The organism is Synechococcus sp. CS-1333 (genome assembly GCF_025128015.1).
Classification (GTDB): domain Bacteria; phylum Cyanobacteriota; class Cyanobacteriia; order PCC-6307; family Cyanobiaceae; genus MW101C3.
On the sequence record NZ_JAHLYO010000027.1, the window covers coordinates 19800 to 32328 of the forward strand.

14 protein-coding genes are annotated in these 12529 nt (G+C 68.8%); 5 read left to right on the plus strand and 9 right to left on the minus strand.

Translation table 11 applies throughout. From position 1 onward, the window contains the following. Nucleotides 1-3 precede the first annotated feature (3 nt). From KQ303_RS10210 to KQ303_RS10240, 7 genes are all read right to left on the minus strand, one after another. Complete coding sequence (locus KQ303_RS10210; protein ID WP_255140766.1) at nucleotides 4-708, minus strand: TrkA family potassium uptake protein; 705 nt, start codon at nucleotides 706-708, stop codon at nucleotides 4-6. Nucleotides 709-751: 43 nt separating this feature from the next. After that, nucleotides 752-934, minus strand: a complete 183-nt coding sequence (locus tag KQ303_RS10215) for a hypothetical protein (protein ID WP_259730184.1) — start codon at nucleotides 932-934, stop codon at nucleotides 752-754. 130 nt (nucleotides 935-1064) lie between these two features. Then, nucleotides 1065-1205 (minus strand): hypothetical protein, encoded by a 141-nt coding sequence (locus KQ303_RS10220; protein ID WP_259730185.1) that lies wholly within the window; start codon nucleotides 1203-1205, stop codon nucleotides 1065-1067. Further along, a complete protein-coding gene (locus tag KQ303_RS10225) occupies nucleotides 1202-1837 on the minus strand; it encodes a peroxiredoxin (protein WP_094512461.1) in 636 nt (211 codons plus the stop codon). Before KQ303_RS10225 ends, KQ303_RS10220 begins: the two co-directional genes overlap by 4 nt. A gap of 44 nt (nucleotides 1838-1881) precedes the next feature. Continuing rightward, nucleotides 1882-3519, minus strand: coding sequence for a GTPase HflX (gene hflX, locus KQ303_RS10230; protein WP_259730186.1), 1638 nt, complete (start codon nucleotides 3517-3519; stop codon nucleotides 1882-1884). An 18-nt stretch (nucleotides 3520-3537) separates the two neighbouring features. Further along, on the minus strand, nucleotides 3538-4200 hold the full coding sequence (locus KQ303_RS10235; protein ID WP_259730187.1) for an HAD-IA family hydrolase: 663 nt from the start codon (nucleotides 4198-4200) through the stop codon (nucleotides 3538-3540). Next, nucleotides 4197-5498 (minus strand): NAD(P)/FAD-dependent oxidoreductase, encoded by a 1302-nt coding sequence (locus KQ303_RS10240; RefSeq protein ID WP_259730188.1) that lies wholly within the window; start codon nucleotides 5496-5498, stop codon nucleotides 4197-4199. Before KQ303_RS10240 ends, KQ303_RS10235 begins: the two co-directional genes overlap by 4 nt. Nucleotides 5499-5575: 77 nt before the next feature. Here KQ303_RS10240 and KQ303_RS10245 point away from each other — a divergent pair, with 77 nt between their 5' ends. Then, nucleotides 5576-6325: a phosphoadenylyl-sulfate reductase gene (locus KQ303_RS10245; protein ID WP_259730189.1), complete on the plus strand. Its 750-nt coding sequence runs from the start codon at nucleotides 5576-5578 to the stop codon at nucleotides 6323-6325. A 3-nt stretch (nucleotides 6326-6328) separates the two neighbouring features. Continuing rightward, a complete protein-coding gene (locus tag KQ303_RS10250) occupies nucleotides 6329-7156 on the plus strand; it encodes a type III pantothenate kinase (RefSeq protein WP_259730190.1) in 828 nt (275 codons plus the stop codon). On the opposite strand, the gene bcp is transcribed toward KQ303_RS10250, so the two are convergent. Further along, nucleotides 7122-7601: a thioredoxin-dependent thiol peroxidase gene (gene bcp, locus KQ303_RS10255; protein ID WP_094512786.1), complete on the minus strand. Its 480-nt coding sequence runs from the start codon at nucleotides 7599-7601 to the stop codon at nucleotides 7122-7124. The two genes, KQ303_RS10250 and bcp, sit on opposite strands and share 35 nt — an antisense overlap. Nucleotides 7602-7669: 68 nt before the next feature. On the opposite strand from bcp, the gene KQ303_RS10260 reads away from it, so the two are divergent. Then, complete coding sequence (locus tag KQ303_RS10260) at nucleotides 7670-8194, plus strand: hypothetical protein (RefSeq protein ID WP_259730191.1); 525 nt, start codon at nucleotides 7670-7672, stop codon at nucleotides 8192-8194. Between the two features lie 170 nt (nucleotides 8195-8364). Continuing rightward, nucleotides 8365-9045 carry an alpha/beta hydrolase gene (locus KQ303_RS10265; protein WP_259730192.1) on the plus strand — a complete coding sequence of 227 codons (681 nt, stop codon included), beginning with the start codon at nucleotides 8365-8367 and terminating at the stop codon, nucleotides 9043-9045. Between the two features lie 17 nt (nucleotides 9046-9062). On the opposite strand, the gene KQ303_RS10270 is transcribed toward KQ303_RS10265, so the two are convergent. Beyond that, a complete protein-coding gene (locus KQ303_RS10270) occupies nucleotides 9063-11330 on the minus strand; it encodes an AAA family ATPase (RefSeq protein ID WP_259730193.1) in 2268 nt (755 codons plus the stop codon). A 113-nt stretch (nucleotides 11331-11443) separates the two neighbouring features. Here KQ303_RS10270 and KQ303_RS10275 point away from each other — a divergent pair, with 113 nt between their 5' ends. Then, complete coding sequence (locus KQ303_RS10275) at nucleotides 11444-12529, plus strand: efflux RND transporter periplasmic adaptor subunit (protein ID WP_259730194.1); 1086 nt, start codon at nucleotides 11444-11446, stop codon at nucleotides 12527-12529.

Consider the following 12529-nt stretch of genomic DNA (forward strand, 5'->3'; position numbering starts at 1 on the left):
GGCTCAATGGGAGGGAAGGGCCTCGAGCGCCTCGCTGCTGCCCATCACCACCAGCAGTTCGTCCTCGTTGAGCACGTGGGAGGCCGGAGGGTTCACGGTGAGGTGGTTCTGGGGACCGGCCGCCAACACACTGACGTCGTGGTTCTTGCGCAGGTTCAGATCGCGCAGCGAGCGACCCACGAACGCCGTTGGCACCTTGATCTCCTCGATGCTGTTGCGGTCGTCGAGACGCAGCCGCTCCAGCAAGTTGGGCCGCACCAACTCCATGCCGAGCCGGGTGCCCTGCATCTTCGAGGGGAACACCACCCGATCGGCGCCGACCCGCCGGAGCATCTTTTCGTGCAGATCGCTGGTGGCCCGCGCGATCACCTGGCGCACGCGGCTGCCGGGAGCATCCTTGACGATCAAGGTGGCGGTGATGCTCGCCTCGATCGGCTCACTGATCGCCACCACCACCGTGCCCACATCAAGGGCGCCAGCTGCGCGCAGCGCTTCCTCATCGGTGCAGTCCACGACCCGCGCCTCGATGGCTGGATCCACCTGGCGCATTTCATCGATCGCCCGCTGGGAGTTGTCGATGGCCAGCACTTCCGCATCGAAGCGGAGCAACTCCTTGCAGACGGCACTGCCGAAGCGGCCCACGCCGATCACAGCGAAGCTTCTCGACACCGTGTCACTGCCACCTTGCCACTGCCACCACTGGGTCATGAGCGGTGCAATGGCAGGGGACACAGGGAAAGGCGCATGACGATCAGAGGGAGAGCTCTTCGCGGGGATAGCCCACACGATTGTGGGTCCTGTTGGGGTAGAGGGAGGAGAGCAGCAGCAGAATCCCCGCCCGGCCCACAACCATGCCCACCATCATCACCACCTGCCCCCAGCGGTTGAACTGGGCGGTGACGCCCACATTGAGCCCAACGGCGTCGAAGGCCAAGCACCGGGGCCATGGCCACCACGCACAGCACGAAGCAGGGCGAATGTGGTGGTTGTGGTGGCAACGCCGGTGCCGCCCGGGCTGGCTCCGCTGAACGTCAACGCCATCAGCCCGAGGCCGCTGGTGAGAATCAGCCCCACCAGCACACGTCGTCGTTGGAGCAGAACGGGCTGGCCATCACCACGGTGCCCACGGCGACCATCAGCATCCCTGTCACCAGGGTGAACTGCGGAACGATGAAACGGTGCTGCCAGCCCGATCGTGTGCTCACGTGTTGGGCTGGGGGGTCATGCGCAGGTAGGGCTTGACCTCAGTGACGCCTTTGGGGAACTTGGCCCGGGCGTCTTCGGTGGAGATCGAGGGAACCACGACGCAGTCGTCGCCCTGCTGCCAGTTCACCGGTGTGGCCACCTGGTGGTGATCGGTGAGCTGCAGGGAATCGATCACCCGGAGGATTTCATGGAAGTTCCGGCCCGTGCTGGCGGGATAGGTGATCTGCAGACGCAGTTTCTTGCTGGGATCGATGATGAACACCGAACGCACGGTGAGGTTGTTCAGCGCCTTCGGGTGGATCATCCCGTACAGATCGCTCACTGATTTGTCCGCATCCGCCAGGATCGGATAATCAACGATCGTGCACTGGGTTTCATTGATGTCGCCGATCCAGCCTTTGTGGCTCTCGGCGGAATCAACGCTCAGGGCAATCGTCTTGACATTGCGCTTCTCCCACTCCGGGCGCAGGCGGGCCACTTCACCCAGCTCCGTGGTGCACACAGGGGTGTAGTCGGCCGGGTGGGAAAACAGCACGACCCAGCTGTCGCCGGCGAAGTCGTAGAGGTTGATCGGACCCAGCTGGGAATCCTGGGTGAAATCGGGGACGGTGTCACCGAGTTGAAGAGGCATGGCAGGGGGGATGAGACATCGTTGATCGTGCCATAGCCCTGCGGTCAGCAGACCTGGGTGATCATCCAGTTACGCAGTCCCTCCAGGCCGAAGTTTGCGGTCGCTGACACAAACAGCATGGTGGGGTGCAAGGTGCGGGCCAGCTCCAGCGCCTGCGCGTCGCAGCGGTCGATCTGGTTGCCAACCATCTGACGCGGCGCGGTGCTGCCGAGGGTGTCGAGCAGGGCGTTCACCGCTTCGAGCTGCTGCGGCCAGGCCGGGTCCGAAAGATCGACCACCACCAGCAGCTGATCGGCGTCGAGGGTTTCCTCCAGCGTCGAGCGGAACGCCTCCACCAGGGGCGGCGGGAGGGCGCGGATGAAGCCGACCGTGTCAGTGATCAACAGCCGCACCAGCCCCCCTTGCCCATCCGGCAGGTCAAGCCGCCGCGTGGTGGGATCGAGGGTGGCGAACAGCTTGTTCTCGGCCAGCACCTCCTCACCCGCCACCGGGCGGGTGAGGGCATTGAGCAGGGAGCTCTTGCCGGCATTGGTGTAGCCCACCAGGGCCAGCCGCCTGACGCCCTGGCGTCCCTCGCGCAGGCGCGCCCGGTGCTCCCCCAGCCGCTGCACCTCCCGCTGCAGGCGGTCGAGGCGTCGGGCAATGGCCCGCCGGTCTTTTTCCAGCTGGGTTTCCCCCGGGCCCCGGGTGCCGATGCCACCCCCCTGACGCGAGAGGCTCTGGCCGCGGCCGCTGAGCCGCGGCAGCCGGTAGCGCAGCTGGGCCAGTTCCACCTGCAGACGCCCGGCGCCGCTGGCGGCCCGCTGGGCAAAGATGTCGAGAATCAGTTCGGTGCGGTCGCTGATCGGCAGGTCCAGCAGCCGCTCCAGGTTGCGGGCCTGCACCGGCGTCAGGTCCCGATCGGTCACCACCAGGGTGGCTCCCAGTCGGCGGGCCTCCAGGGCCGCCTCGCGCAGTTTCCCTTCCCCCCAGAGCGTCTGGGGCGCCGCTTGCTGGCGCTTCTGCTGGATCAAGCCCACCGGCAGCGCGCCGGCGCTCCGCACCAGCCCTTCGAGCTCGGCGATGTCGCGCTGGCTTGCGGCACCGTCCTCACCGATCAGGGCCAGCAACAGCACCCGTTCGGGCCCAGCCTGGGGCGCCGGCCCCGGGGCGTCGTTGGCGGCCTCCGCGGGCAACGGCGAGTGAGCGGCCTCGCAGAGCTCGGCCAGGTCGGCCTCTCGGTACAGGGCCCAGGGGCGCCCCTCCTCCTGGCTGATGGTGTAGGACGCTGCCGCCCAGCGCCCCCCCGCGGCGGCCTTGTCGGGGTAGCGCAGCCACACCAGCGGCTCCAGATCGAGCCCCACCAGCGCTTCGCTGGCCAGCGGCTCCAGGCCGGGCTTGCGGCCCACGCAGGTGATCAGGCGCAGGTCGCTCCCCTGGCGCCGCTCGCTGCCGGGCAGTCGCTCGATCAGCCGGCCCGATTGCTCCAGTGGCCCCACCCACAGCAGGCGGGTGAGGCCGCGGCCGTCCACCACCAGGCTCAGCGGCAGCTCCAGCTCACGGGCCTCGGCGGCTAGCCGTTGCAGGCAGAGCAGTTCCGCGCCTCCCCCTTCCGGGTGCCGGCGGTGGGACAGCCGCTCCAGGCGGCGTTTCTGGGCGGGGCGCAGACCGCTGACACGCCCCAGCAGCACAGCTTGTTTCAACGGCGCGGGTGCATCGGGTCAGGGGCGTTGGATCCGCAGGCAACGCACACCGGTGGCTGCCGCCCCTTCAGCATCCTCGGGGCTGTCCCCCACATGCCACACCTCAGCGGCCTCAAGGCCGAGGGCCGTCAGCGCCAGCCGGAAGGGCAGGGGATCGGGTTTGGCGGCCCCGGCCGCGCTGGACACGATCACCGCCTGAAGATGTTCCGCCAGGCCCAGCCCGCTGAGCAGCCCGTTCAGACGCCCGTCGAAATTGCTCACCACCGCCAGCCGGAGGCCCACGGCCGCCCAGTGTTCAAGCGCGGGAGCCACCCCGGGGAGCACCCGCCACAAAGCAGGATCAGCAAAGCGGAGATACAGCTCCTCCTGCAGGGCGCCAGGGGCGCGCGCGCCGCTGCCAGCGCCCTGCAGGGCAGCATCGATGCGTGCGCCCCACCACTGCCGCTCGGCCCGTTCCAGTTCCTGCTGTTGCAGACCCGGAAAGGCCAGGGGCGGGGCCTGGCGCAGCACGGCCGGAAAGACCTGGTCGATTGCGGCAGCGCTCAGCGTGATTCCATGCCCGGCAGCGGCGGCGGCATAGGTGGTGCCCACCGATTCCCGCAGGCCGATCAGGGTGCCCATCGCATCGAGCAGCAGCCCCTTCGGGGCCGGCCAGGCGTCCGTGGCAGCGGCGGCGATCACGGTCGGGGCGGCGGCGTGCGGGCGGGTTCGCCGGCGCCGAACAGGGGGCGGCCCAGGTCGGAAAGCCAGCCGGAGGCCACGCGCAGCTGATGGGGGAGCCCCGGCAGACGGCCCAGGTAGGTGAGCTGGCGGAGGCGGTAGGCGGCGGATCCGGCCAGGGTGAGGCCCAGCCCGGTGAGGCTGGCCTCGCCGATGCCAAGGCTGATCATCTCGCCGAGATCGTTCCAACGGAATGGGCTGGTGGGTTCGCCGGCCAGGCTGCGAATCAGGTTGTCGGCCAGCACGTCGGCCTGCTGGAAGGCCACCTGGGCCGTGCCGGCCAGGGGCTCACCATCGGCATCGGCCGCGTGGGCCACATCGCCGAGGGCAAACAGGTGGGGATGCTGCACCAACGACAGATCGGGGTGGCAGAGCAGACGGCCGCGGCGGTCGGTGGCCGCGGTGGGCGTGATCGCCGGCGCCGCCGCTGTCACCCCGGCGGTCCAGACCACGCCATCGACGCTGAGATGCTCCGTGTTGGCGGCGCCCCCGCCCGCCGGTTCGTGTCGCAGCGTGACCCGGCCCGCCTCCACGGCTTCCACCCGGGTGTGGGTGCGCAGGCGCACATCGCGGCGCAGCAGGGCGGTGCGGGCCTGCTCCCGGTTGAAGGCTCGCGCCTCAGGCAACAACTCGGCGCCCTGCTCCACCAGCTCCAGCACGGCGTGGCCCTGCAGCAGGTCGGCAAGCTTGCAGGCCAGCTCCACTCCGCTGGCCCCGGCCCCCACGATCGCCAGACGCTGCAGGGGGCGCTGTTGCGCCTGGAGTTGTTGTACCAGCGCCTGAAGGCGCTCCACATCCGCCAGGCAGCGGAACTGCAGGGCGTGGTCGTGCACCCCGGGGATGCCGAAATCATTGCTGCGGCTACCGGTGGCCACCACCAGCCGGGAGTAGGGAAGGCAGCGGCCCTGCGCGGTGGTGACGGTGCCGCTGGCGGCGTCGATGCTCACCACCCGGTCGCGCAGCCAGGCGATGCCGCGGCTGGCCAGCAGGCTGGCGTAGGGCGGCGCCACCTCCCAGGCACGCAGCTCATCGGAGAGCAGCTCGTAGAGGAGCGGCAGAAAAACGAACCGCTCGTTCGGCTCCACCAGCACCACAGGCGGAGGGTCACGCCGGGCAGCCAGGGCCAGCGCCGTGTAGAGGCCACCGAAGCCGCCCCCGACGATCACCACCGGATGGGGGGGCTCCCACGAGGACGTGGTGCCCGCACCGGCTTCGGCTGGATTGGGGAAGGGGGTGCGGTCCCCGCTGGTCTCCGCCATGGGTACGGCGTCTCGGTTGTGGCGTTGACTACCCGAACCCTAACCAGAGCGTTTCGTCACAGGAGATGATGGCGTTCATGGCCGCCACCATCTCCCCCACCCTTCCCACCGACCGCCAGGGCCTGCCGCTCGACGCCGAGGCCGCAGGGAGGGTGGTGGAAGCCCTCCCCCCCGAGGACCAGCTGCGCTGGGGAAGGGACACCTTCGGTGATCATTTTGCTGTGATCACCAGCTTCGGCATTCAGTCTGCGGTGCTGTTGCACATGGCCGCCGCACTCGACGCCGCCCTGCCAGTGATCTGGGTCGACACGGGTTATCTCCCCCCCGAGACCTACCGCTATGCAGAGCAGCTCACGGATCTGCTGTCGCTCAATCTGCACGTGGCCCAAGCCGAGGTCAGCCCGGCCCGCATGGAAGCTCTGCATGGCCGGCTGTGGGCCACCGGCGATGCCGATGATCTGGATCTCTACCACCGCCTCCGCAAGGTGGAACCGCTCGATCGCGCGTTCGAGGCGATCGGCGTGGCCTGCTGGGCCAGCGGGGTGCGTGGCGTACAGACTGACCACCGCGCCTCAATGCTGCCGCTCCAACCGGTGCGGGGCCGCTGGTCGCTTCGACCGCTGCTGAACTGGACCAACCGGGACGTGTACTACTACCTGCAGAACAACGGCCTCCCCCAGCACCCGCTCTTCGAACAGGGTTATTCCACTGTGGGCGACTGGCACTCCAGCGGCCCCGACGACGGGAGTGGCCGCGCCACCCGCTTCGGTGGCCTGCATCAGGAGTGTGGCATCCATCTGCCCGGTGTGATGGGCGAAGGTATCTAGGTGGTGGGGGTCGCCGGCGGCACTCCGGGCCGCGCGGCGAGCTTGGTGCTGCTGATCGGCAACACTCACTGGCACTGGGCGCGGCGCGAACCGGCCTCGGAGCCTGATGAACTGGCAGGCCTCCGCTGCTGGAGCACGCGGCCGCCCCAGCGCCTGGAGCCAGCAGACCGCGACCTGCTGCTGGCCTGGGCCGCCGTGGGGCCCTTGCCGCCGGAGCTGGCCTTGCCGCTGCGGCACAGGTGCACGCTTGATGCCGTGCCCCTGCTGGGCATGCCGGCCTGGCTTGGCATCGATCGGGCTCTGGCGGGCTGGGGAGCCTGGCAGCGCCAGCAAGGGCGTCTGGCGCCTCAAGGGCGCCTGGGGGGTGGTGGCCAAAGCGATGGCCCCAGTGGCGCGGTGCTGGTAGCCGATGCCGGCACGGCGCTGAGCCTCACCCGGGTGGCCGGAAGCGGCGCCTTTGCGGGTGGAAGGCTGCTGGCTGGCGCCGGTCTGCAGCTGGCGGCGCTGGCCGGGGGCACGGCCCTGCTGCCGCAACAGCGACTGCCGGACCCGGCCATGCCCCTCGACCTCTGGCCCAGCGCCACTGGAGCCGCCATGGCCAGCGGTTGCCTGTGGGGGTTGGCCCATGCGATCGCCGGGGCCTGCCGGCAACACGATGCGGAGCCGCCGCCGGGCCTGTGGCTCACCGGCGGCGATGGCCCCCGGCTGGCCCCGCTGCTGCAGGAGCTGGGTCAGCCGTTCGAGCTCGTGCCCGACCTGGCGCTGGAGGCGCTGGACGCGCTGAGCGCTGCCCGGCTCAGGCGGCTGGGGCGCTCAGGCCCAGATCGATGAGCACCTGCTCCGCCATTTCCTCGGCTTTCACCTTGCGGTAGATCTTCTCGAGGGTGCCATCGGGGGCCACCACGAAGCTGTGGCGCATCATCCCCATGTATTCCTTGCCCATGAACTTCTTCAGTCCATAGCTCTCGTAGGCGGTGGCCACCGGACAGGGTTCCGCATCCGTGAGCAGGGTGAAGGGGAGCTCGTATTTGCTGATGAACTTGCCGTGGCTGGCGGCCCCGTCCTTGCTGATGCCCAGCACCTTGATGCCATGGGCTTCGAACTGGCTCCACAGATCGCGGAAGCCGCAGGCTTCCTTGGTGCAGCCCGGGGTGTCATCCTTCGGATAGAAGTAGATCACCACGCGCTGGCCCTTCAGGGCGGAGAGCTGCACCGGATGGCCTTCCTGATCCGGCAGGGTGAACTCGGGCGCGGGATCACCGATCTCAAGGGTCATGAAGCTGTCCAAAGCTGGGCTGGCTGGAGCCTAGGGGCGGCTAGGGTCCGCCCACTTCCTGGCCGCTCATGGCCCCCGTCGTGCGCCTTGGTCTGATCGGAATCCTGGTGGCGCTTGGCCTGGCCGGCCTCACCCAGCTGCGCCTGCACCCCCCCCTGGCCAGCCGTACCGATGCGGACACGGCGGGGCTGTTGGCGCGGCTGGAGACCCAGGAAGCCCTGCTCGGGCAGCGCCAACAGGTGTCGCTCTTGCTGAACCGTTTCGTGGGCGCGGAGATCACCCGCTACTTCTGGGGCGGCTTCACCCCTTACCTCGATGTGCTCGGCATCGAGATTCCCGCCACAATGACTGCCGATGTGGTCTTCAACCAGGACCGGGTTCAGCTGGTGCTCACCCCGACCGGTGGCGATGAGATCTACCTTGCCCGGGTGGAGGCGGTCGAGAATGCCCCCCGCGGTGCCGTCTGCCGTGGATCCCGGCCGGCGCCTGATCCCGAGGCCTTCCCCAGCCAGGACAACCGGCTCCTGTGTCCCTCAGGCTGGGTGGCCCTACCGGCCGTTCGCCCCGCCACCGCAGGGGCGGTGCGGTCTTGAACCCCTGGTGAGCGGCCTGCCGGTCATGCCCCACGCTGATGAGGTTCCGCTGCAGAGGCGCCGCATCCTTAGCACCTGACGCGCTTGGGTCTTCATGTTCGACCGATGACGAGTTGTTGGCAGATGCAACCGGGCTGATTAGGTTCGGATTGTTGTTCCAGAACTGATCCGTGCTGAAGCGTCTTGCCGCTGGCCTCCTGATGGGGTCGGCTCTCGTGGCCTCCACCCTGCCGGCCTCCGCCGCTGTTGATAACGACCTCCCCGTGCGCTGGAACACCGGCGGTGCCGTTTGGTCCACCCCAATGGGCGCTTTCGGCACCTTCCTTGAAACCGGCGAAATCACCGACCGTGGCTTGGCTGGTGGCCTCAATCTTTCCGGCTGGACGGCCGCCGAAGTGCGCGACGGTCTCTCCAAGTCGTACAGCGTCGACCTGGTCGGCGTCACCCGTTTCCTCTATTCCGATGAGGGTGTGAAGTTCCTCAAGAATCAGAGCCGCAGCTATTTCCCTTACTGGACGATGAGCACCTACGCCGTGCAGGGTCTGCGCAGCGCGATCATCGCCGATGCCAAGGATGGCCAGATTTCCTCGGCCGGAATCATGGCGGCGCTGCCGGTGGATTACCGCCTGGCGGATACCTGCGGCACCTACGACGGCAAGCAGAACATCTGCGCCGAAGGCAAGTGCAAGGAAGGTTCCGCCCAGTGCACCTCCCTGCTGTCCTGGTACGTCTTCCTGCCGGCCTGCATCCAGGCCAACCAGATGGGCGATCCCGTGGCCAAGGTTCAAAACTTCCAGGCTCCTGTGGTTGCCCCTGCCGCCGAGCCCATGCCCATCCGCGGCCTCTGGTGAACCCTCGCGGTTCAGCCTTACCGCCCCGGGATTCCCGGGGCTTTTTTCATGGCCACCAGCAGCGTGTGCTGCAAGGCCTGCGCCAGCTCTGCCCCTTCCAGATCGGCGCTGAGCTGCTCCAGCCGCCCAGTGGAGTTCCTGCCGAGGGCGGCGCTCAGCTGGTGCCCATAGCTCGCCCCCTCGCCGAACCAGCGCTGACGCAAACCGACAGAGAGCGTCATGCTGAGCGGTTCGCGCCACTGCTCAGGTTCCACCCTCCAGCCCCGCGCCTCAAGGCCCTGCTGCAGGGCGTCCGCGCCGGGTCCGTTGCCCAGCCCGCCGCTCTCCCACGCAGCCGCCTGCTGCAGGAGGGTTGCCAGCTCCTGCGAAACGGAACGCTGCCGCTGCCGCACCAGCTCAGTGAGGGCCCCAGCCGGACCGATCAGCGGCAGGCTCTGAAGCCACCGTATCTGGGCCCCTGGCGCCGCCAGGTCGCTGATGTGGTCAAGCCAGGTCGCCAGGCCTGACGCCTCCAGATCCTGAAAAGGGGAGCGGCCCACGATCCACTCGAAGCGTTCACCCGGCTCCAGGGCCGCGATCAGCGCCTCAGGGTGGGCGCCGGGAATGCACAGCAGCCGCGGGCGCCGCAGCTGATCCAGCACCTGCAGCTGGGCCTCCAGTCGCCCCCGTTCCGCCTCTGCCGCCACCGTGATCACCACGCCTCCTTCCGGCGTGGCGTCGAGCGGATCCAGGCTCCACAGCAGCGAGCGCGCATTCAACACCAGGCAACGGTCCTGCCGCTGCCACCGCACCCCCTCCCAGAAGCGCTGCCGCAGCCGCTCGAGGCGCTGGCCCTCACTGCCGATCTGGCGCCGCAGCCAACGTTGCAGGGCCGGATCCTCGGGGCCAGTGGTGAGCAGGATCCCCTGCTCGAGATCGGCTTCGGCCGCGGCCGCCAGCTGGGCAGCCCGACGCCGCTGCAGGCCCGCTCCGAGCCCTCCCTCCCAGCCCAGGGCACCCGGCTTCCAGAACACCTCCCCCTGCAGGGCACCGGGCAGATATTGCTGGGCCACCCAGTGCTCCGCGTAGGCATGGGGGTAGCGGTAGCCCACCCCGTCGCCGAAGGCCTTGCCATCGCGGTTGGCATCCCGCAGGTGGGAGGGCACCTCCTGGCGGCTGGTGGCACGCACGCTCTTGAGCGCATCGAAGAACCCGAGCACGCTGTTGCTCTTTTCGGTGGAGGCCAGGTAGAGCGCCGCCTGGGCCAGGGGGTAGAGCCCTTCGGGCAGGCCTACCCGCTCGAAGGCGGCGGCGCAGGCCTCCACCACCACCACGGCCTGCGGGTCCGCCAGCCCCACGTCCTCACCGGCGGCGATCAGCATGCGGCGGAAGATGAAGCGGGGGTTTTCGCCGGCCTCCACCATGCGGGCCAGCCAGAACAGGGCGGCATCGGGATCGGAGCCCCGCAGTGACTTGATGAAGGCACTGATCGTGTCGAAGTGGGCATCGCCCTGCTTGTCGTAGAGCACGGCCCGCTGCTGAATCGACTCTTCGGCGATCGCCAGATCGATGTGGATCACCCCATCGGCGCCGGGGTCTGTGGTTTCCACCGCCAGTTCCAGGGCATTGAGCAGGCTGCGGGCATCGCCGCCGGCCACATCCAGCAGGTGGGCGCTGGCGTCGGCCTCGATCTGGATCGGCCGCCCGCCATAGCCGTGCTCCACATCCGCCAGGGCCCGCTCCAGTAAGCGGCGCAGATCCCCAGGTTCGAGCGGTTGCAAACGGAACAGGCGGGAGCGGCTCACCAGCGCCTTGTTCACCTCGAAGAACGGGTTTTCCGTGGTGGCGCCGATCAGGGTGATCGTGCCGTTCTCGACCCAGGGCAACAGGGCGTCCTGCTGGGCAGCGTTGAAGCGGTGCACCTCATCGATGAACAGGAAGCTGCGCAGACCGTGCCGACCCAGCCGTTCGCGCGCGGCCTCCACCTCGGCCCGCAGCTCCTTCACCCCCGCCAGCACCGCGTTCAGGCTGGCGAAGTGGGAGCGGGTGGTCCCGGCGATGATGCGGGCGAGTGTGGTCTTCCCCACACCAGGTGGCCCGTGCAGGATCAGGTTGCCCACCCGGTCGGCGGCGATGGCGCGACGCAGCAGGCGGCCCGGGCCGAGGATCGCCTCCTGGCCGACGAAATCATCAAGCCCGCGCGGCCGCATGCGGTCGGCCAGCGGGGCGATCTGCTGGCGCTGGCGCGCAGCTTCGAAGTCGAACAGATCGGTCACACCCTTCTGTTTCGCCGCAATCCTCGGCATGCTGACCCGGTGGGTGACAATCCTGCGACCCACCCCGGCGCACTGCATTGACGCGTGGGCCCTTCAGAATCCCCCCAACCAGAGCCTGCTGCGTGATTCTTCCTCTCCGCTCCATGTCAGTTGGAACGGGTGTGTCTCTGGCGGCCGCCCTGCTGGCACTCTCGGGTTGTGGAAGCGGCCCGCCAGCGCCGCAGCAGCGCCAGGTGCAGGTGTCCACCCAGCCGGTGGCGCTGGGTCGCTTCAGCAACGATGTCGACACGATCAGCACCCTGGAGGCGATTGAGGAGGTGCAGCTGGCCGCCCAGACCGCCGGCCGCATCGAGCGCCTGTTCGTGCGTCAGGGTGACGTTGTGCGCCAGGGCCAGCTTCTGCTCGTGCTCGACCAGGCCCAGGTGCGCGCCGATGTGGCCAGCCTGATCGCGCGGCGCGACAAGGACCGGCTCAATTACGAGCGCTTTGAGTTTCTGGTGCGCCAGGGTGCCGCCAGCGCGCTGCAACGTGATCAGCTGCGCGCCGAATACATCCAGTCGCGCGAGGCGGTGGTGGCCCGACAGGCCGACCTCGCCTTCAACAACCTCACCGCGCCGATCGGGGGTGTGATCAGCGACCTGCAGGTGAAGCAGGGCGATGTGATCGCCGCTGGCGCGCCCTTCACCAAGGTGGTGCGCAACGACCGACTGATGGCCCGCATCGATGTGCCGGGTGCCTTCAGCGACCGGGTGCGGCCCGGCCTGCCGGTGGTGCTGCAGGAGCCGCTGGGCGATCGGGTGCTGGCCAGGGGCGTGGTGGGATCGGTGGATCCGGCCGTCACCCCCGGCACCCAGGCGTTGCTGCTGAAGGCGGAGTTTCCCAATCCCAATGGCGCCCTGCGCACCGGCCTGCGCCTGCGCACCCGCGTGCAGCTGGCGGCCGGCGATGTGCCCTCCGTGCCGTTCGTGGCGGTCACCCAGTCGTCGGGCCAGAGCTTCGTGTTCGCGGTGGGAACCCTGCAGGATCTGGAGCGCAACCCCGGCAGGGCCGACCTTGAGGCGCTGCGCAAGTTGCCACCGGGCACCAGCTTCGCCTTGCAGGTGCCGGTGCAGCTCGGTGAGCTGCAGAACAACCGCTATCCGGTGCTCAAGGGCGTGGATCTCAACGATCGGGTGATCACCACCAACCTGCTCACCCTGCGTCACGGCACACCCGTGACGGTGAAGTGA

What these genes read in the sequence shown, in the direction of transcription:
- KQ303_RS10210 (WP_255140766.1), bottom strand. Translation starts at nt 708, where the DNA reads ATGACCCAGTGGTGGCAGTGGCAAGGTGGCAGTGACACGGTGTCGAGA.
- KQ303_RS10225 (WP_094512461.1), bottom strand. Translation starts at nt 1,837, where the DNA reads ATGCCTCTTCAACTCGGTGACACCGTCCCCGATTTCACCCAGGATTCC.
- KQ303_RS10240 (WP_259730188.1), bottom strand. Translation starts at nt 5,498, where the DNA reads ATGGCGGAGACCAGCGGGGACCGCACCCCCTTCCCCAATCCAGCCGAA.
- KQ303_RS10245 (WP_259730189.1), top strand. Translation starts at nt 5,576, where the DNA reads ATGGCCGCCACCATCTCCCCCACCCTTCCCACCGACCGCCAGGGCCTG.
- bcp (WP_094512786.1), bottom strand. Translation starts at nt 7,601, where the DNA reads ATGACCCTTGAGATCGGTGATCCCGCGCCCGAGTTCACCCTGCCGGAT.
- KQ303_RS10260 (WP_259730191.1), top strand. Translation starts at nt 7,670, where the DNA reads ATGGCCCCCGTCGTGCGCCTTGGTCTGATCGGAATCCTGGTGGCGCTT.
- KQ303_RS10270 (WP_259730193.1), bottom strand. Translation starts at nt 11,330, where the DNA reads ATGCCGAGGATTGCGGCGAAACAGAAGGGTGTGACCGATCTGTTCGAC.
- KQ303_RS10275 (WP_259730194.1), top strand. Translation starts at nt 11,444, where the DNA reads ATGTCAGTTGGAACGGGTGTGTCTCTGGCGGCCGCCCTGCTGGCACTC.